The sequence below is a fragment of the Pseudomonas sp. LPB0260 genome (genome assembly GCF_013388395.1).
The window spans coordinates 1,894,711-1,912,909 of sequence record NZ_CP058247.1 but is presented as its reverse complement, the minus strand read 5'-3'; the positions used below and the strand labels follow the sequence as shown (position 1 = coordinate 1,912,909).

General features: G+C 68.4%; 18 protein-coding genes and 1 pseudogene. 14 read left to right on the top strand and 5 right to left on the bottom strand.

What is annotated here, in order from left to right; translation table 11 throughout:
- The first annotated feature begins 229 nt into the window (after nucleotides 1-229).
- Both LPB260_RS08350 and LPB260_RS08345 read left to right on the top strand, forming a co-directional pair.
- The gene (locus LPB260_RS08350; protein ID WP_208708229.1) at nucleotides 230-1,273 is read left to right on the top strand and encodes an LLM class flavin-dependent oxidoreductase; all 1,044 of its coding nucleotides are present in this window, start codon (nucleotides 230-232) and stop codon (nucleotides 1,271-1,273) included.
- A 215-nt stretch (nucleotides 1,274-1,488) separates the two neighbouring features.
- On the top strand, nucleotides 1,489-2,505 hold the full coding sequence (locus LPB260_RS08345; protein WP_208708228.1) for an ABC transporter substrate-binding protein: 1,017 nt from the start codon (nucleotides 1,489-1,491) through the stop codon (nucleotides 2,503-2,505).
- A gap of 140 nt (nucleotides 2,506-2,645) precedes the next feature.
- Here LPB260_RS08345 and LPB260_RS08340 read toward each other — a convergent pair whose 3' ends face one another.
- Nucleotides 2,646-3,923, bottom strand: a complete 1,278-nt coding sequence (locus LPB260_RS08340; RefSeq protein ID WP_208708227.1) for an acetyl-CoA C-acetyltransferase — start codon at nucleotides 3,921-3,923, stop codon at nucleotides 2,646-2,648.
- A 129-nt stretch (nucleotides 3,924-4,052) separates the two neighbouring features.
- Here LPB260_RS08340 and LPB260_RS08335 point away from each other — a divergent pair, with 129 nt between their 5' ends.
- From LPB260_RS08335 to LPB260_RS08300, 8 genes are all read left to right on the top strand, one after another.
- Nucleotides 4,053-4,358 carry a nucleotide pyrophosphohydrolase gene (locus tag LPB260_RS08335; protein ID WP_208708226.1) on the top strand — a complete coding sequence of 102 codons (306 nt, stop codon included), beginning with the start codon at nucleotides 4,053-4,055 and terminating at the stop codon, nucleotides 4,356-4,358.
- On the top strand, nucleotides 4,355-5,104 hold the full coding sequence (locus tag LPB260_RS08330; protein WP_208708225.1) for a methyltransferase domain-containing protein: 750 nt from the start codon (nucleotides 4,355-4,357) through the stop codon (nucleotides 5,102-5,104). The genes LPB260_RS08335 and LPB260_RS08330 overlap by 4 nt, the downstream gene beginning before the upstream one ends.
- A 12-nt stretch (nucleotides 5,105-5,116) precedes the next feature.
- The gene (locus LPB260_RS08325) at nucleotides 5,117-5,716 is read left to right on the top strand and encodes a DUF4136 domain-containing protein (protein ID WP_208708224.1); all 600 of its coding nucleotides are present in this window, start codon (nucleotides 5,117-5,119) and stop codon (nucleotides 5,714-5,716) included.
- 60 nt (nucleotides 5,717-5,776) lie between these two features.
- Nucleotides 5,777-6,337 (top strand): DUF4136 domain-containing protein, encoded by a 561-nt coding sequence (locus tag LPB260_RS08320; RefSeq protein ID WP_208708223.1) that lies wholly within the window; start codon nucleotides 5,777-5,779, stop codon nucleotides 6,335-6,337.
- 70 nt (nucleotides 6,338-6,407) lie between these two features.
- Nucleotides 6,408-6,899: a GNAT family N-acetyltransferase gene (locus LPB260_RS08315; protein WP_208708222.1), complete on the top strand. Its 492-nt coding sequence runs from the start codon at nucleotides 6,408-6,410 to the stop codon at nucleotides 6,897-6,899.
- Between the two features lie 387 nt (nucleotides 6,900-7,286).
- Complete coding sequence (locus LPB260_RS08310; protein ID WP_208710131.1) at nucleotides 7,287-8,774, top strand: SulP family inorganic anion transporter; 1,488 nt, start codon at nucleotides 7,287-7,289, stop codon at nucleotides 8,772-8,774.
- A gap of 11 nt (nucleotides 8,775-8,785) precedes the next feature.
- The gene (locus tag LPB260_RS08305) at nucleotides 8,786-9,637 is read left to right on the top strand and encodes a universal stress protein (RefSeq protein ID WP_208708221.1); all 852 of its coding nucleotides are present in this window, start codon (nucleotides 8,786-8,788) and stop codon (nucleotides 9,635-9,637) included.
- 136 nt (nucleotides 9,638-9,773) lie between these two features.
- Nucleotides 9,774-10,895 carry a GGDEF domain-containing protein gene (locus tag LPB260_RS08300; protein ID WP_208708220.1) on the top strand — a complete coding sequence of 374 codons (1,122 nt, stop codon included), beginning with the start codon at nucleotides 9,774-9,776 and terminating at the stop codon, nucleotides 10,893-10,895.
- Between the two features lie 30 nt (nucleotides 10,896-10,925).
- On the opposite strand, the gene LPB260_RS29325 is transcribed toward LPB260_RS08300, so the two are convergent.
- Together LPB260_RS29325 and LPB260_RS29320 are read right to left on the bottom strand one after the other, a co-directional pair.
- On the bottom strand, nucleotides 10,926-11,654 hold the full coding sequence (locus LPB260_RS29325) for a methyl-accepting chemotaxis protein (RefSeq protein ID WP_371926167.1): 729 nt from the start codon (nucleotides 11,652-11,654) through the stop codon (nucleotides 10,926-10,928).
- A 138-nt stretch (nucleotides 11,655-11,792) separates the two neighbouring features.
- Nucleotides 11,793-12,812, bottom strand: a pseudogene (locus LPB260_RS29320) (cache domain-containing protein); the annotation flags it as partial.
- A 369-nt stretch (nucleotides 12,813-13,181) separates the two neighbouring features.
- On the opposite strand from LPB260_RS29320, the gene LPB260_RS08290 reads away from it, so the two are divergent.
- Together LPB260_RS08290 and LPB260_RS08285 are read left to right on the top strand one after the other, a co-directional pair.
- Nucleotides 13,182-13,919 carry an AzlC family ABC transporter permease gene (locus tag LPB260_RS08290; protein WP_208708218.1) on the top strand — a complete coding sequence of 246 codons (738 nt, stop codon included), beginning with the start codon at nucleotides 13,182-13,184 and terminating at the stop codon, nucleotides 13,917-13,919.
- Entirely contained in the window at nucleotides 13,916-14,242 is a 327-nt protein-coding gene (locus LPB260_RS08285; protein WP_208708217.1) for an AzlD domain-containing protein, read from the top strand. The genes LPB260_RS08290 and LPB260_RS08285 overlap by 4 nt, the downstream gene beginning before the upstream one ends.
- A 10-nt stretch (nucleotides 14,243-14,252) precedes the next feature.
- Here LPB260_RS08285 and LPB260_RS08280 read toward each other — a convergent pair whose 3' ends face one another.
- Nucleotides 14,253-15,266, bottom strand: a complete 1,014-nt coding sequence (locus LPB260_RS08280) for a zinc-dependent alcohol dehydrogenase family protein (RefSeq protein WP_208708216.1) — start codon at nucleotides 15,264-15,266, stop codon at nucleotides 14,253-14,255.
- A gap of 96 nt (nucleotides 15,267-15,362) precedes the next feature.
- Here LPB260_RS08280 and LPB260_RS08275 point away from each other — a divergent pair, with 96 nt between their 5' ends.
- Entirely contained in the window at nucleotides 15,363-16,286 is a 924-nt protein-coding gene (locus LPB260_RS08275; protein ID WP_218281510.1) for a LysR family transcriptional regulator, read from the top strand.
- A gap of 23 nt (nucleotides 16,287-16,309) precedes the next feature.
- Here LPB260_RS08275 and LPB260_RS08270 read toward each other — a convergent pair whose 3' ends face one another.
- On the bottom strand, nucleotides 16,310-17,353 hold the full coding sequence (locus LPB260_RS08270; RefSeq protein ID WP_208708214.1) for a GlxA family transcriptional regulator: 1,044 nt from the start codon (nucleotides 17,351-17,353) through the stop codon (nucleotides 16,310-16,312).
- A 122-nt stretch (nucleotides 17,354-17,475) separates the two neighbouring features.
- Here LPB260_RS08270 and LPB260_RS08265 point away from each other — a divergent pair, with 122 nt between their 5' ends.
- The gene (locus LPB260_RS08265; protein WP_208708213.1) at nucleotides 17,476-18,057 is read left to right on the top strand and encodes an OsmC family protein; all 582 of its coding nucleotides are present in this window, start codon (nucleotides 17,476-17,478) and stop codon (nucleotides 18,055-18,057) included.
- The last annotated feature ends 142 nt before the right edge of the window (nucleotides 18,058-18,199 follow it).

The window sequence follows — 18,199 nt, the reverse complement described above, 5'->3', positions numbered from 1 at the left end:
TAACTTCTGCTTGATGTTCATCCTCTCTCCTTGGGTACGGTGCGTTGGGCAGAAAAATTTTGTGGATACTGCGTATTATGGTATACCAACACACAACGTTCCGCTCAGCCATTTACTGGCCGTCTACCCGACGCAGCGGAATCAACCGCGATGCAGCGCCGCGCGCTCTTCACCCTTTCGGCCGACCACCGGGCTACGGCCGCTCAGCAACAGGTTCGAGGTAAATGCCATGAAGTTTTCTTTGTTCGTGCATATGGAGCGCTACGACGAGCAAGTCAGCCATCGTCAACTGTTCGAGAATCTCACCGAGTTGACCCTGATGGCCGAGGCCGGCGGCTTCAGCACCGTCTGGATCGGCGAGCACCACGCGATGGAATACACCATCTCGCCGAGCCCGATGCCGCTGCTGTCCTACCTGGCAGGCAAGACCACGACCATTCGCCTGGGCGCCGGCACCATCATCGCGCCGTTCTGGCACCCCATCCGCGTGGCCGGCGAGTGCGCCCTGCTCGACGTGATCAGCAACGGTCGCATGGAAGTGGGCCTGGCCCGCGGCGCCTACCAGTACGAATTCGACCGCATGGCCGGTGGCATGCCGGCCTCCTCGGGTGGCCAGCACCTGCGCGAGATGGTCCCGGTGGTCAAGGCCCTGTGGCAGGGCGACTACGCCCACGACGGCGAGCTCTGGAAGTTCCCCAGCTCCACCTCCTCGCCCAAGCCGGTGCAGCAGCCCGGCCCGCCCGTGTGGATCGCCGCCCGCGACCCCGACTCGCATAACTTCGCGGTGAAGAACGGCTGCAACGTGATGGTCACCCCGCTGATGAAGGGCGACGAGGAAGTGGTCGACCTGATGAACAAGTTCGAGACCGCCCTGGCCAACAACCCCGAGGTGCCACGCCCGCAACTGATGGTGCTGCGCCATACCCACGTGCACAGCAGCGACGACCCCGAGGGCTGGATGGTCGGCGCCAAGGCCATCTCGCGCTTCTACCGCACCTTCGACGCCTGGTTCGGCAACAAGCAGACCCCGGTCAACGGCCTGCTGCCGCCGAGCCCGGAGGAGAAGTTCAAGGAACGCCCGGAGTTCGAACTGGAGAACATCCACAAGAACACCATGATCGGCACCCCCGAGCAGATCATCGCCCGCATCCGCCACTACCAGGAGCTTGGCGTCGACGAGTTCAGCTTCTGGGCCGACAACGGCCTGTCCCACGAGGAAAAGAAGAAGTCCCTGGAGCTGTTCATCAAGCACGTGGTGCCGGCGTTCCGCTGAGCCCCACCTGAGCCACACAGCAAAGCCGGATCAGCAATGATCCGGCTTTTTTCGTTCAGCCGCGAAGATGCGCATCCGCGGCACGACGCTAATAACCAGATCGTATAAATGTGCGGCCGGTCTAGGCATGTATCACGGCATACTGGTATACCGAATCCCACAATTAGATCGCGATCGATCACTGGATGGATTCGCCGCACGAGTGGGGGTTGGTTATGGGGTTGGCAAGACCGGTTTTCGTCCTGTTGGGCGCCTTGTGGATGGGCTGCCAAGTCGCTGAGGCGCAAGAGAGCCTGACCTTCGTCAGTTGGGGCGGTTCGACCCAGTCCGCCCAACAAAAAGCCTGGGCGGAGCCCTTCACCCGGGCGACCGGCATCGCCGTGAAACAGGCCGGCCCCACCGACTACGCCGCGTTCAAGGCCATGGTCGAGAGCGGCGAGGTGACCTGGGACGTGGTCGACGTCGAGCCCGACTTCGCCCTGCGTGCCGGCCGCGAAGGCCTGCTCGAACCCATGGACTTCAAGCTGATCGCCCAGCCGCAGATCGACCCGCGCTTCGTCACCCTCTACGCCGTGGGTTCCTTCTACTTCTCCTTCGTCCTCGGTTACAACAGCGAGCGCCTGCCCGCTCAACCGCGGAACTGGGCGGCGCTGTTCGACACCGACAACTTCCCCGGCAAGCGCGCGCTGTACAAATGGCCGAGCCCCGGCGTGCTGGAGATGGCCTTGCTGGCCGACGGCGTCGATCCACAACGCCTCTACCCGCTGGACCTGGATCGCGCCTTCGCCAAGCTCGAGCAGATCAAGGCGGACATTCTCTGGTGGGACGGCGGCGAGGAGTCCCAGCGCCTGTTGACCTCGGGCGAGGCCAGCCTGGGCATGTTCTGGAACGGCCGGGTCAATGCCCTGCAGCAAAGCGGGGCGCCGGTGGGGATCGGCTGGCAGCAGAACCTGGTCAGCGGCGACTTCCTGGTGATCCCGCGCGGCAGCAAGAACGCCGCAGCGGCCAAGCGCTTCCTCGGTTTCGCCAGCAGTCCCCAAGCCCAGGCCGACTTCGCCATCCTCAGTGGCTATGCCCCGGTCAACCTGGAGAGCCAGGGCAAGGTGCCGGCGGTGCTGGCGGACAACCTGCCCAGCGCCCACAGCGACAGCCAGGTGACCCTGGATTTCAAATACTGGAGCAAGCACGGCGAGGCCATCGCCGAGCGCTGGCAGGCCTGGCAGCGGCAGTAAGGCGGCTGAACGCCGACGTCGCGGCCAGGCGGGCTCGGTTCAGGCACAAAAAAAAGGCGGCCCCAACCGGCGGGACCGCCCTCAATCATGGAGTTGCGTACATCGCGTGGCCGCGATGACGAGCGGCCACGGCTATTGGATTACCTTTCCAGGATCGCGGTCACACCCTGGCCGCCCGCCGCGCAAATCGAGATCAGACCGCGCCCCTGCCCGGCCACCGCCAGCAGCTTGGCCAGGTTGGCGACGATGCGCCCGCCGGTGGCAGCGAACGGGTGGCCGGCGGCCAGGGAACTGCCCTTGACGTTCATCCGCTGGCGGTCGATGGCGCCCAGCGGTTGCGCCAGGCCCAGGCGGCGCTTGCAGTAGTCGGCGTCCTCCCAGGCCCTGAGGGTGCACAACACCTGGGCGGCGAAGGCTTCGTGGATCTCGTAGTAGTCGAAGTCCTGCAGGCGCAGGCCGTTGCGTGCCAGCAACCGCGGCACGGCGTACACCGGAGCCATCAACAGGCCCTCCTGGCCGCCGACGAAATCCACCGCCGCCGCCTCGCCGTCCTTGAAATAGGCCAGCACCGGCAGGCCGCGGGCCTTGGCCCAGTCCTCGCTGGCCAGCAGCACCAGCGAGGCGCCGTCGGTCAGCGGGGTCGAATTGGCCGCGGTCAGGGTGCCGTTCAGCCCGCGGTCGAACACCGGCGAAAGGTCGGCGAGCCGGTCGAGGTCGATGTCCGGGCGCAGGTTCTGGTCGCGGGTCAGGCCGCGGAAGGGGGTGAGCAGGTCGTCCTGCCAGCCCTCGGCATAGGCCGCGGCGAGATTCTGATGACTGGCCACGGCCAGGCGATCCTGCTCGTCGCGCGGGATGCCCCAGGTCTGCGCCATCCGCTCGCAGTGCTCGCCCATGGACAGCCCGGTACGCGGCTCGCTATTGCGCGGCAGGGACGGCGCCAGGTGGCGCGGACGCAGCTTGAGCAGGCTCTTGAGCTTGTCGACGGTGCGCCTGCCGCGATTGGCCTCCAGGAGAATCTTGCGCAGGCCCTCGCTGACCGCGATCGGCGCGTCGGAGGTGGTGTCGACGCCACCGGCGATGCCGCAGTCGATCTGCCCGAGGGCGATCTTGTTGGCCACCAGCAGCGCCGCCTCCAGGCCGGTGCCGCAGGCCTGCTGCAGGTCGTAGGCCGGCGTCTCGGGCGCCAGGCGCGAGCCCAGCACGCACTCGCGGGTCAGGTTGAAGTCGCGCGCATGCTTGAGCACCGCCCCGGCCACCACCTCGCCGAGACGCTCGCCGTGCAGGTTGAAGCGCTCCACCAGACCGTCCAGGGCACTGCCGAGCATGTCCTGGTTGCTTGCCGTGGCATAGGCGCCGTTGGCGCGGGCGAAGGGAATGCGGTTGCCACCGACGATGGCGACGCGGCGCAGCGAATTCATGGCGGGTTCCTCGGGGTGCGGCACTGGCATGAGGCTCAGGCTAGTCCATGGGCGCCCGCTCGGGCGCTGGCCGGCACTCCGACCCCATGAAACAATGCGCCCTCAGCCGATCACTCACGCCGGAGCCCCATGGACCTCGCCGAACTCACCGCCCGCCTGCACGCCATCCGCGACCGCAACGACTGGCGCCAATTCCACAGCCCGAAGAACCTGGCCATGGCTGCCAGCGTGGAGATGGCCGAGCTGGTGGAGATCTTCCAGTGGCTCAGCGAGGAACAGTCGCGCCAGCTCGCTCCCGAGCAGCTGGCGCACGCCGGCCAGGAAGTCGGCGATATCGTGCTCTACCTGTTGCTGCTGTGCAGCGAGCTGGGCATCGACCTGGAGCAGGCGGTGCGCGCCAAGCTGGCCGACAGCGAACGGCGTTTCGCCCGATGAAGGACCGTCATTTCGACGAGCTGGCCACCCGTTTCGCCGAGAAGATCTACGGCGGCGCCAAGGGCGCGATCCGCCTGGCGGTGCTCCAGGCCGACCTGGCCGAGGCGCTGCCCGACCGGCCGCTGCGGGTGCTCGACATCGGCGCCGGCCTCGGCCACATGGCCCTGTGGCTGGCCGGCCGTGGCCACCTGGTGACCCTCGCCGAACCCGCCGCGCCGATGCTCGAGGGCGCTCGCGCGCGCTTCGCCGGCGCTGGCCAACCGGCCACCTTCATCCAGGCCCCCTGGCAGGACCTGCTCGGCCAGCTCAACCAGCCCTACGACCTGGTGGTCTGCCATGCGGTGCTGGAATGGTTGGCCGAACCCCAGGCCATCCTGCCGGTGCTGCACCAGCTCACGGCGCCGGGCGGCTGGCTGTCGCTGGCCTTCTACAACAAGGATGCGCTGATCTACCGCAACCTGCTCAAGGGCCACTTCCGCAAGCTGCGCAAGGCCGAGTTCGCCGGCGAGAAAAGCAGCCTGACGCCGCAACGGCCATTGGACCCGCGCGAGCTGGCGGTGCAACTCGACGAGTACTGGCGGGTCGAAAGCCAGAGTGGCGTGCGGGTTTTCCACGACTACATGAGCCAGGAGTTCCAGGCCAAGGCCGAACCGATCGACCTGCTGGAAATGGAGCTGGCCTACCGCCGCCACCCGAGCTTCGCCGGCCTGGGCCGCTATCTGCACTGGATCTGCCGGCCGCGCTGACCCGGAGGGAAGATGACCCGCTTTGCCCTGTTGTTGCTGTGCCTGTCCCTGGCCGCCTGCCAGGGCCCCAACCCCTATACCGCGCAATCCATGCCCCTGCCGCCGGCACCGGCCCAGGCGGCCACCCAGCTGGATCGCAGCGCCTACCCGGCGGCACCGCGTGATTACAGGCGCTACCGCAACTGGACCTGGCACAACGATCAGCCGCCGGCCGGCAGCGCCTGGGCCAGCGCCGAGCTGGTGCAGGAGGCCCTGAGCAACGCCCTCGATCAGCGCGGCCTGCGCCCGGCCCAGGGCGGGGCAGTGGCCGACCTCGGGGTGCGCAGCGAGCTGCGCCTGGAGCGGCGCATCCGCCAGGTGGTCGATCACTATGACGGCTATCACGATCGCGGCTACTACGCCGACTACCCGGGCTACTGGGGCCGCATTCCGGTGGAGCGCGCCTACGAGGTGGAGGTCCTGGTGGTCAGCATCGAGCTGTTCGACCGCCGTGACGGCCAGCCGGTCTGGCAAGGCCTCGCCGAGCTGCCCAGCGGCGGCAGCCAGGCCGAGCGCGCCGACGCCCTGCGCGCCGCCTGCAAGCGTGCCCTGCAAGACTATCCACCGGCCTGAGCCAACCCGAGCAACGCCGCGCGGGCTCGTCCCGGACCGCGGCGATGAGGAGACCCGAGCATGCGCCTGCCCCTGCTACTGATCGCCACCCTGCTGCTGACGACGGCTTGCCAGACCACCCGCCTCAGCCGCGACTTCGACCCGCAGCGCGACTTCGCCCGCTACCAGAGCTGGAGCTGGCAGGAGCCGGCCGTGCAGTACAGGCCCGACGACCCCAGGCTCAACAGCGGCCTGACCGAGCAGCGCCTGCGCGCGGCCATCACCGAGCAGCTGGAACAACGCGGACTGCGCGCCGCGCCGCCCGGCACCAGTGGCGACCTGCGGGTGCAGGCCTGGCTGATCGTCGACGAGCGCCAGCAGCAGGTCAGCACCAGCTACGGCGGCGGTTGGAGCGGACATTGGGGCGGCGTCTGGGGCGGCCCGGCCTATGTCGAGACGCGCACCCTCGACTATCAGGTCGGCACCCTGCAGATCGACCTGTTCGACGGCCAAGACAACCAGCTGGTGTGGCGCGGCAGCGCGGCGCAAAGCCTGCGCGGCGACTACCGCGACCCGCGCGAGCGCGACACGGCGATTCGCCAGACGGTGGCCAAGGTGCTCGGCCAGTATCCGCCGCACTAGCCCAAGTTGTGCCACGCGTGCGGCGCTGCTATCAGTAAACCCTTCATTGCACCGGCCAGCAGGAGCCTCCATGAATCACCCCGCCCGACCCAGCCACCGCCCCGCCAGCCCCGCCGATCTGGCGAGCGTGGTCGAGTTCCCGCAGAACGCCCAGGAGCTGTTCTTCAGCTACCCCAGGGCCAGCTGGCCGCTGAGCGTCGCGCAGCTGGCGACGGCCATGGCCGAGCGCAGCAACAGCACGGTGGCGCTGCTGGACGGCCGGGTCGCCGGCTTCGCCAATTTCTACCAGGCGCAGCCGAACGAGTTCTGCGCCCTCGGCAACCTGATGATCGCCCCCTGGGCCCGCGGCCAGGGCGTCGCCCACTACCTGATCGGCGAGATGGAGCGCCAGGCCCTAGAGGACTTCAATGCCGCCTGCATGCGCGCGTCCTGCCACAACGACAACGCCGCCGGCCTGCTGCTCTACGCCCGCCTCGGTTACCGCGCCCGCGACATCGTCGAACGCCAGGATTTTGCGGGCCGCCGGGTGGCCCTGGTGCAGATGGAGAAAAGCCTCGGCTAAGCAGGACGCCGGCGTAGTGCTGGCCATTGCGCGCATGGCGCTCCGTGCAGGCTCGTCGGCTTGCAACTGACCATCACCGGCATCCGGCCGATCCACCACGACCAGTCCCAATCGCGCCGGCCCTGCGGGTGCGGCGCAGGCCCCGCTGTGGTAGGGTATGCGCCCTTTTTGGCCCGCCGGGAACGTAGCCTGGCCAATCGCGCGGCTCCGAGCGTCACGCCAGCCGCCGATGCGCGCCTATGTTGTTCGTCCCCGCGCGCCGGGTGCGCGCCTGGTTCGGCCCGCACTCATGCCCGAGCCGGGCGCTGCCCCCTGATACCTTCTGTCGCTCACCCGCTCCACCCGCTGCCTGTTCACGCCGGCGGAGCACAGCCCTTGGAACAGCCGATGCTGCACAGCCTGAAACAAACCTGGTTATTCAACATCCGCGGCGACGTGCTCGCCGGCCTGGTGGTCGCCCTGGCGCTGATCCCCGAGGCCATCGCCTTCTCGATCATCGCCGGGGTCGATCCCAAGGTCGGCCTCTACGCCTCCTTCTGCATCGCCGTGGTGATCGCCTTCGTCGGCGGCCGTCCGGGGATGATCAGCGCCGCCACCGGGGCCATGGCCCTGGTCATGGTGACCCTGGTCAAGGACCACGGCCTGCAGTACCTGCTGGCCGCGACCCTGCTCACCGGGGTGCTGCAGATCGGCGCCGGTTACCTCAAGCTCGGCAGCCTGATGCGCTTCGTCTCGCGCTCGGTGGTCACCGGCTTCGTCAACGCCCTGGCGATTCTGATCTTTATGGCCCAATTACCCGAGCTCACGGATGTGACTTGGCATGTGTACGCCATGACCGCCGCCGGCCTGGGCATCATCTACCTGTTCCCCTACGTGCCCAAGGTCGGCAAGGTGATTCCCTCGCCGCTGGTGTGCATCCTGTCGATGACCGCCGTGGCCATGCTCATGGGCCTGGACATCCGCACCGTCGGCGACATGGGCGAGCTGCCGGACACCCTGCCGGTCTTCCTCTGGCCCGAGGTGCCGCTGACCTTCGAGACCCTGGCGATCATCTTCCCCTACGCCGCCGCCCTGGCCGTGGTCGGCCTGCTGGAGTCGATGATGACCGCCACCATCATCGACGACCTGACCGACACCGGCAGCGACAAGAACCGCGAGTGCAAGGGCCAGGGCGTGGCCAACATCGCCAGCGGCCTGCTCGGCGGCATGGCCGGCTGCGCGATGATCGGCCAGTCGGTGATCAACGTGAAATCCGGCGGTCGCGGACGCCTGTCGACCCTGGTGGCCGGTGCGGTGCTGCTGCTGATGGTGGTGTTCCTCTCCGACTGGGTCAGCCAGATCCCCATGGCCGCCCTGGTGGCGGTGATGATCATGGTGTCGATCGGCACCTTCAGCTGGGACTCGATCCGCAACCTCAAGAGCTTCCCGCTGTCGACCAACCTGGTGATGCTGGCCACCGTGGCGGTCACCGTCTACACCCACAACCTGGCCTACGGCGTGTTCGTCGGCGTGCTGCTGGCGGCGCTGTTCTTCGCCAACAAGATCGGCCACTTCCTGTATATCGACTCCGAAATCGACGCGAACGGCAAGCAGCGCAGCTACAAGGTGGTCGGCCAGGTGTTCTTCGCCTCCGCCGACAAGTTCGGCAACGCCTTTGACTTCAAGGAAGCCCTTGATAAGGTCAGCATCGACCTGTCGCGCGCGCACTTCTGGGACATCACCGCGGTCGCCGCGCTGGACAAGGTGGTGCTCAAGCTGCGCCGCGAAGGCACCGAAGTCGAGGTGCTCGGCCTCAATCAGGCCAGCGCCACCATCGTCGACCGCTTCGGCGTGCACGACAAGCCCGACGCCGTCGACAACCTGATGGGCCACTAAGGAGCAACAGCATGAGCCACGTAATGGCATGTATCGACGGTTCGCCGGCCGCCCCCGCAGTGTGCGACTACGCCGCCTGGGCCAGCCAGCGCCTGCAGGCGCCGCTGAGCTTCCTCCACGTGCTGGACCAGGTGCAGTACCCGCAGCGCCAGGACCTGTCCGGCGCCATCGGCCTGGGCAGCCGCGAACACCTGCTCGAGGAGCTGGCCGAACTGGACGAGAAGCGCAGCAAGCTGGCCCTGGAGCAGGGCCACCTGATGCTCGAGGCGGCCAAGGCCCGCGCCACCGCCGCCGGTATCGGCGACATCCAGTTGCGCCAGCGCCACGGCGACCTGGTCGACAGCCTCGGCGAGCTGCAGCAGGACATCCGCCTGCTGGTGATCGGCCGCCAGGGCGAGGCCAGCGCCAGCCAGACCGAACAGGTCGGCAGCCACCTGGAGAACGCCATCCGCACCCTGCAGCGGCCGATCCTGGTCAGCTGCGGTGAATTCCAGGCGCCCCGGAGCTACCTGTTCGCCTTCGACGGCAGCGCCACCGCGCGCAAGGGCATCGAGCTGATCGCCGCCAGCCCGCTGCTCAAGGGCCTGCCCTGCCACCTGGTGATGGTCGGCGCCGACACCGTTGAGGCCAGGGAACAGCTCAAGGCCGCCGAGCGCGCCTTGCAGGGCTCGGCCGCCGAGGTGCACCTGGCGATCCGTGCCGGCGAAGTCGAACCGACCCTGCACGCCTACCAAGCCGAGCATGGCATCGACCTGCTGGTGATGGGCGCCTACGGCCACTCGCGGATCCGCCAGTTCCTGGTCGGCAGCACCACCAGCCACCTGCTGCGCTCCAGCAATGGCCCGCTGCTGATCCTGCGCTAGGTCCCGCCCCTCCTCTATCGCCTCGGCCAGGCCGAACCACCCGGGTTCGGCCGCAGGACCGCCAAAAGGCCGTTCGACACTGCTGCCGCCACAGAAGCGCTATGCTCTAACTCGGCTGCTCTAGTGATCTCCTGCAATGACCTATAGCGAATTACCCCATGAGCCTGCCGCTTTCGCCCTCTGGCGCCAAGCACAGGACATACGCGCACGCTCCTTCCTCGCCGGCTTCTATTACCTGGTGGCCTGGTTGCTGGTGTGGCTGTTGAGCAACCAGCCGAGCGAGCAATGGCCCCTCGGCCTGGCCGGCATCGCCTACTTCGGCCTGCTGCTGCTCCTGCGCCTGGGCCATCGCCTGCCGGCGCAGAACGCCCAGCACCTGCTGCAGCGCTGGCTCAGTCGACACTGGGCGCTGATCCTGCTGAGCGCCCTGGGCTGGGGCCTGGCGCTGGGCTGGACGCTGTACAGCGCGGCGTTCGAGGGTTCGCGGGTCGTCGCGATGATGGCCACCATCGCCTTCAGCACCGCCAGCGTGTACCACCTGGCCATGCGCAAACACCTGTCCCTGCTGCTCCTGCCGCTGTTCTACCTGCCCGGCCTGCTGGTCCTGGCCCTGGACTGGCAGGCGCAACGGGGCCATTTCATCGCCCTGATCGTCTACCTCAGCTACCTGGTAATGGCCCTCAGCCGCAACCGTCAGGTCTATCACAACCATCTGAACCTGGAGCTCAAGCTGCTCGAGCAGCAACGCGACCTCGAAGAGCTCAGCCGCACCGACAGCCTGACCCAGCTGGGCAATCGCTATCAGTTCAACAGCCTGTTCCCGGTGATGGTGGCCAACGCCCACCGCCAGGGCGAGCCGCTGTCCCTGGTGCTGCTGGACATCGACTTCTTCAAGCGGATCAACGACGAGCACGGCCATGCCTGCGGCGACGCCTGCCTCAGCGCCTTCGCCGAGCGCATGCGCCAGGTGTTCCGGCGTGACAGCGACGCCCTGCTGCGCCTGGGCGGCGAGGAATTCGGCGTGCTGATGCCCAACACCCCGCTCGGCCAGGCCCAGCACCTGGCGGAGAGCTTTCGCCAGGAGTTGGAAGATAAGGGTTTCGACGTTCAGGGCAACACCCTGCCGCTGACCGCCAGCCTCGGTGTCGGCTGCTTCGCGCCGGAGCGCGACGCCAGCGCCGAGGCCTTCTTCAAGCGCGTCGACGACGCCCTCTACCTGGCCAAGGACGCCGGGCGCAACCGCCTGGCCCTGGCCTGAGCGAAGACAGGCCAGGCAGCCGATAGCGGGCTAGAGGCGGAAGCTGCCCATCTGCTTGGCCAGGTCCTCGGCCAGGGCGCTGAGGCTGCGGCAATCCTCGCGGCAGCCCAACACCTCGCCGGCGGTGGCGTGGGCCAGGTCGGCGATGCCCTGGACGTTGCGATTGATCTCCTCGGTGACCGACGACTGCTCCTCGGTGGCCGCGGCCACCTGGGTGTTCATGTCGCTGATCTTCTCCACCTGCTCGGTGATCGCGCCGAGCGACTGGCCGGTGCGCTGGCTGGCCTGCACGCCGGTGCCGGTGGCGGCCTGCCCGGCGTGCATCGAGCTGACCGCGGTGTCGGCGCCCTGCTTGAGGCGCTGGATCATGTCCTGGATCTCGTCGGTGGAGCTCTGGGTGCGGCTGGCCAGGGTACGCACCTCGTCGGCGACCACGGCGAAGCCACGGCCCATCTCGCCGGCGCGCGCCGCCTCGATGGCGGCGTTGAGCGCCAGCAGGTTGGTCTGCTCGGAGATGCCGCGAATGACCGCCAGCACCTGGTCGATCGACGCCACCTGGTTGGCCAGTTCGCCGACCGCCTCGGCCGCACCGCCGATCTCGCTGGACATTTTCTCGATATGGGTGATCGACTCGCCGACCACCTGGCGCGCCTGCTGCGCCTCGTCGCGGGCGCTGTGGGAGGCCTGCGCGGCGCTGCTGGCATTGCGCGCGATCTCCTGCACGGTGAGGCCCATCTCATGCACCGCGGTGGCCACCATGTCGGTCATTTCCTGCTGGCGGCCGGCACGGTCGGCGGTGTTCTCCACCACCTGGGCGACTTGGCCGACCGCGCTGCGCAGGCGCTCGCTGGTGGTCAGCACGTCGCCGATCAGGCTGCGTTGGCTGCCGATGAAGCGGTTGAAGCCACGGGCCAGGTCGCCCAGCTCGTCGGCCCGCGACTCGTCCAGGCGGCGGGTCAGGTCGCCGCCGCCGCCACCGATCTCCACCAGGGCGGCGGTGACCTGGCGAATCGGCCGCACCAGGCCCCGGGCCAGCAACACCACCAGGCCGAGGAACAGCAGGGCCACGGCTATGCCGATCAAACTGCTGGTCCACAGGGCCTGGCGCGCCTCGGCGTAGATTTCCGCCTCGGGAATCTCGCTGACCAGCAACCAGTCCAGGGCCTGCAAGGGCTGGGCGATGGCCAGGTAGGCTTCACCATCACGCTGGAAGCGCAGGGCCTCGCGACGCTTGCCGAGCAGGCCGCCAGCCGCCTCGGCGCCGACCAGTTGCGCCAGTTCGCGGCTGTCGTTGAGCTCCGACTGCGGGTGCACCTTGACCCGTCCATCGGCGCTGACCAGGTAGACCCGCCCGGCCTCGCCGAAGCGGAAGTCGCGGATCATCTCCGACATGGCGCTGAGGCTGAAGCCGAGGCCGGCCACCCCCAGGGTCTTGCCGCCGACCGCGACCCGCTGGTTGATGAACAGGGTCGGTTGGCGGGTGCTCTGGTCGATGTCGATATCCAGCGAGCGCTCCTTGCCGCTGTCGACGAAGCCGTAGAACCAGCCGTTGTCCGCCGGGCCGCGGGTCAGGGTGCGCTTGAGCCCCTGGCCGGTGAAGTAGTTGCCGCTGTCCAGGGCCACGATAAAGGTCACCAGGGCCTTCTGCTGCGCCTGCACGCCGGCCAGGTAGCGGGCGAAGGCGTCGCGCTGGGCGGAATCCTCGCCGCTGCCCAGCCAGTCCGCCACCAGGCTGTTCTGGGCGATGCCGCGCGCCGCGGTGAGGGGTTCGGCCAGGACCCGCTCGAGGTCGTTGCGAATGGCCAGGATGCTCGCCGGCAGCGCCTCCTCGACCAGGTAGCGCTCGGCCAGGCGATTGACCACCGCCGTGTAGATGCCCACCACGATGAGGATGCTGGCGAGCAGGGCCGCACCCATGCTGAGGATCAACTGCCACTGAATGCTGCGTTGCCAGAGGCGCATGGAAGGTCTCCCGTTGTTATTGTCGATTGACGGCTACTTTGGATACAGCATTGTGCACAAATAGCCGCCTGATGACAGCCTTGCCGGGTTATCGACTACCGAGAAACAGAGTTGAGCGCAGCGCGACCCGGGCCGACGCACGGTTGCCGAGCGCGGCCGCTACGAAACACCGGCCGGCCTGGCCGAGGGCAATCGGGCGTCGTGAATGGAACACCGGGCCCGCGCCCGGCGCCCTAAGCTTGTGCCGTGTCGTGCCGGCAAGGCGTCTCCCCACCACCGCATGCGCCGGCAGGCACCCACAGACAGGCAGCGTCAGGAGACAGCATGGCCCTCTCAGCACACCCGGCCTTCACCGCCGGCGCCAAGGCAGTCGCCCCGCTGCTTCCCGGGCTGATTCCGTTCGGCATGATCGCCGGCATCGCCGCCATCGACGCCGGACTGTCGCCCAGCGCCGCCCTGGCCATGTCGTTCGTGATCTTCGCCGGGACGGCGCAACTGGTGGCCGCGCAACTGATGGACCTCGGCACCCTGCCGCTGGTGATCATCCTCACGGCGCTGGTCATCAACGCGCGCTTCACCATGTACAGCGCCTCGATCGCCCCGCACTTCCAGGGCCTGAGCGGGCGCTGGCGCTGGCCCCTGGCCTACCTGCTCACCGATCAGGCCTATGCGCTGAGCATCACCCGCTACACCCTCGAGCCGAAGGCCCCGGCCAAGCACCTCTATTACCTGGGCGCGGGGCTGCCGCTGTGGCTGGTCTGGGTGGCCTCCTGCGCCGCCGGCATCTTTCTCGGCGCCGGGGTGCCGGCGAGCTGGTCCCTGGAGTTCACCATTCCGCTGTCCTTCCTGGTGCTGCTGATCCCCTCGATTGTCGACCGCGCGACCCTGGCCGCGGCCCTGACCGGCGGCGTGGTCGCGGTGCTGGCCGCGCGCCTGCCGTACAACCTGGGGCTGTTTCTGGCGGCGGCCAGCGGTATCACCGCCGGCCTGCTGGTGGAACAGCTGCAGCCACCCGCCCCGCCGCCCATCGACACCCGACCGCCCGCGAAGGACGCCCCATGACCAGCAACACCACGGCCTGGCTGATCATTCTCACCATCGGCGTCGGCACCTACGCCCTGCGCCTGTCGTTCATCGAGATGCTCGGCCGCCGCAGCCCACCGCCCTACCTGCAGCGCGCCCTGCGTTTCGTCCCGGCCGCGGTGATGGCGGCCCTGGTGCTGCCGGCCCTGGTCAACGTCGACGGCGCCGTCGACCTGTCCCTGGGCAATGAGCGCCTGCTGGCCGGCGCCCTGGCGGCATTCGTCGCCTGGCGCACCCGTCAGGTGCTGCTGACCCTGGCGGTGGGCATGGCGGCGCTCTGGCTGCTCCAGGCCTATGCCTGAGCCGCTGGGACTAGGACTGCGGACGCGCCTCGGCATCGAGGATATCCACCACCACCTTGCCGAGCGCCGCACCGCTTTCCAAATGGCGATGGGCCGCCGCCAGCTCCGCCAGGGCGAAGCGCTGCGGATCCACTAGCGGCGTGATCAGGCCGTCATCGGCCAACCGCGCCAACTCGCCGAGGATCTCGCCGTGGCGGGCGCGACCCAGGTCGTGCAGCATCGGAATCAGCATGAACAGGATATGGATGCTCAGGCCCTTGGCGAAGGCGCCGCCGAGGTCGTAGCTCTGCCGCGCCACCAGGGTCACCACCTGTCCCTGCGGACGTGCGGCCTGGATGGCGACGTTGAGGTTGTCGCCACCCAACGTATCGAACACCAGGTCGAAACCCAGCCCGTCGGTGAGGCGCTGCGCGGCCTGCTCGGGACTCTCCTCGCGGTACAGCACCACCTCATCGGCGCCCAGGGACAGGACCAGGGAGGCCTTGCTCGGCGTCGATATCGCCGCCGTCACGTGGGCCCCGCACGCCTTGGCGATCTGCACGGCGAGATGGCCGACGCCGCCACTCGCGCCGTAGACCAGCACGCGCTGCCCCGGCGCCAGCCGCGCGCGATCGATCAACCCTTCATAGGCGGTGATGCCGGCCAGCGGCAGCGCCGCCGCCTGACGCGGGCTCAGACGGCGCGGGCACGGGGCCAGCAGGCGTGCATCGGCGGCGATGTATTCGGCGTAGCTGCCATGCATGCCGCGCACCCCGCCGGCGCAGCCGAACACTGCGTCCCCTAGGGCGAACCCGCTGACGCCCGCGCCCAGCGCCACCACCTCGCCGGCCAGGTCGGCGCCGAGCACCGCCGGTAAATCCGGGGCCAGCGCCGAACCGCTGCGGCGCATCTTGCAGTCGGCCGGATTGACGCTGGTGGCGTGCAGTCGCACCAGCACCTCGCCCGGCCCCGGCTCGGGCTTGGGCCACTCCTGATAGCTGAACTGCTCGGGCTCGCCCGGTCGATAGAGTACCTGCGCTTTCATGGTCGCCTCTCCTGTATGGATGGCGACAGTGTATTAGCGGCAACAAGCAGCGATAATCAGGCAACCAGTGCCAGCTCTGTTCGATATTTTTTGAAAATGAACGAAGACGACCTCCAGCTGTTCCTGCGCATCGCCGCCCTCGGCAACCTCAGCGCCGCCGCCCGCGAGGCGCACCTGTCACCGGCGGTGGTCAGCCACCGCCTGGCCCAGCTGGAGAAACGCCTGGGCGCGCGCCTGTTTCACCGCAGCACCCGGGCCCTCAGCCTCAGCGAGGACGGCCGGGTGTTCGCCGACTACGCGCAACGCCTGGTCGACACCATGGCCGAGGCGCGGGCCGCCCTGAGCGCCCCGGCGCAGCAGCCGAGCGGCACCCTGCGCATCACCTGCTCGGCCTCCTTCGGCCGGCTGCACCTCGGCCCGGCGCTGGCGCGCTTCCTGGAGCGCTACCCGACGCTCAAGGTCGACCTGCAGCTGTCCGACCGGGTCGTCGACCTGGTGCAGGACGGCCTCGACCTCGGCATCCGCATCGCCCCGCAGGTCGACCCGGGCCTGGTCGCGCGCAGGCTGGCCGACAGCACGCGCATCCTCTGCGCCGCGCCGGCCTACCTCGCACGCCAGGGCACGCCGCGAGTGCCCGCCGACCTGGCCCGGCACCAGTGCCTGGTGCTGCACGAACAGCACAGCTGGACCCTGCGCCACGCCACTGGCGAGAAGTCCGTGGTGCGGGTCAGCGGCCCGCTACGCAGCAACCACGGCGAGAGCCTGCGCGACGCCGCCCTCAACGGCCAGGGCATCAGCATTCAGTCGCTGTGGAGCATCCATCAGGAGCTGGCCGACGGCCGCCTGGTGCCGGTGCTGCCCAACTACCCGCTCGAGGCGCAATCGAGCATCTGGGCGGTCTACCCCAGCGGCCGCCTGCTGGCGCCCAAGGTGCGCTGCTTCATCGACTTCCTGCTGGAACACTGGGCCGATCCGCACTGGCAGTCCGCCGGCCAAAACCGACCCCGCCCGACACCATGACCCGCCTGGCCCCCGCTCGGCGTTCAGCCTTCGGGGCCGTGGCCCGTGGCCTTCAACACCGGGTGGAAAAGGCGGCGATACTGGCTCGGGGTGAGGCCCGTGCAGCGTTTGAACAAGCGGCGAAAGAATGACGGGTCGTCGTAGCTGACGGCGGCGCTGATCTCGTCCACCGGCAGCGAGCCGGACTCCAGCAGGCGCTTCGCCTCCTCGATCCGCAGGTTCTGCAGGTACTCGATCAGCGAGCTGCCGGTAGCCGCCTTGAAGCGTCGCTTCAGGGTGCGCGCGGGCACCTGCGCCTGCTCGACCACGCCATGGATCACCCCGCTCGCCCGGAAGTGCTCGGCCAGCCACGCCTCGCAGGCGCGCACCACGGTATCCCCGTGCAAGGTCCGGCGGACCAGGGATTCATAGGGCAGCTGGCCCTCATCGTGCCACTTGAGCAGGTAGACCTTGGCCACCCGCAGCGCCTCCCCCGGGCTGCCGTGGCGGGCAATGATATGGATCGCCAGGTCGTGCCAGGAGGTCGTGCCCCCCGCGGTGACGATACGCCCCGAACTGTTGGCGAACACCAGGTTCGGCTCCGGGCGGAAGCACACCTTGGGATAGTGCTTGCTGAACAGCTCCCGATAGCCCCAATGGGAGGTGGCCTCGCAGCCATCGAGCAGGCCGCTCTCGGCCAGCATGACCGCGCCGGAACAGGCGGAGTAGAGGGTGGCCCCCTCGGCATACTGGCGGCGGATCCACGCCATCAGCTCGGGGTAGCGGCCGTGCAGGCCTTCATCGGGTCGCAGCCAGAGTTCGGGCAGGATCAGGATGCCCGCCCTGGGCTCGTCGGCGACCGCACAGGCGGGCACCACGGGAATGCCATTGCCGCAGGTGAAGGGCGCCCTGCCGGGCGAGACGATGCGCACCCGGAACAGCGCGCGGCCCGGTTCCCCGCTCACCAGGCTCTGCCACACGTGCCCCGCGGCCAGCAGCACATCCACCATGCCGTAGAGGGACGAGCCGGCGGTCTCGGCGACCGCGACGATCAGGACGTCCACCGGCCCCGTTTCTGAACGGTTCAAGGCGGCCTCCTCATTCAGTGGCACGATCGCCCCTGTTTTGGCCAAAAGCCATCTTACTGCCGGGTACTTACGCGCCTATCGTAGATGCGCCGCGACAAAAGCAAGCGGCGCCGGAGGACACCATGACAACCCTAAAAAGCCAAACGCGCAACGGCCTGAACGTACAGCAGATGACGCAGACCGTGGAGGCCATCAAGAACGATCCAAGCCTGGCACGTTTCGAGTTCCGCGCTCGCAACCAATGGATCGACGGCGGCGAGAACCGCTCGACCATCAAGGACTTCTATGGCGCCGGGGCCGAGGACACCTCGCGCAGCGTTTCATTCGAGTTCATCAATGGCGAACCGCCGGTGCTGCTCGGCGGCAACGAGGGCGCCAATCCCGTCGAGTTCCTGCTGCACGCCCTGGCCGGCTGCGTGACCACCACCACCGTGCTGCACGCCGCCGCGCGCGGTATCCAGATCCGCAGGCTATCCACCGAACTGCAAGGCAGCATCGACGTGCAGGGCCTGCTCGACCTGAATGCTGCCGTGCCGGTCGGCTACGAGCAGATCCGCATCAAGATGGACATCGAGGCGGACTGCAGCGACGCGGAGCTGGACGACCTGCTCACGTTCGCCAAGGAACACTCGCCGGTCTGCAACACCGTATGCCGCCCGGTGCCGGTGACGGTGGAACGGGTCAGGCATGCGAAGGCCGCCTAGTCCGCGAGCGGGCACGTTGTTGCACCAGTCGTGCCGCCTGACGCTGCGCCGTGGCGTCAGGCGGCTTGAATGACCTGACCGCCCGCCTACGCCGCCCGATCGGCAACAATCCACGCCCCCTTCGGCTCCTCGCCGCCCATAA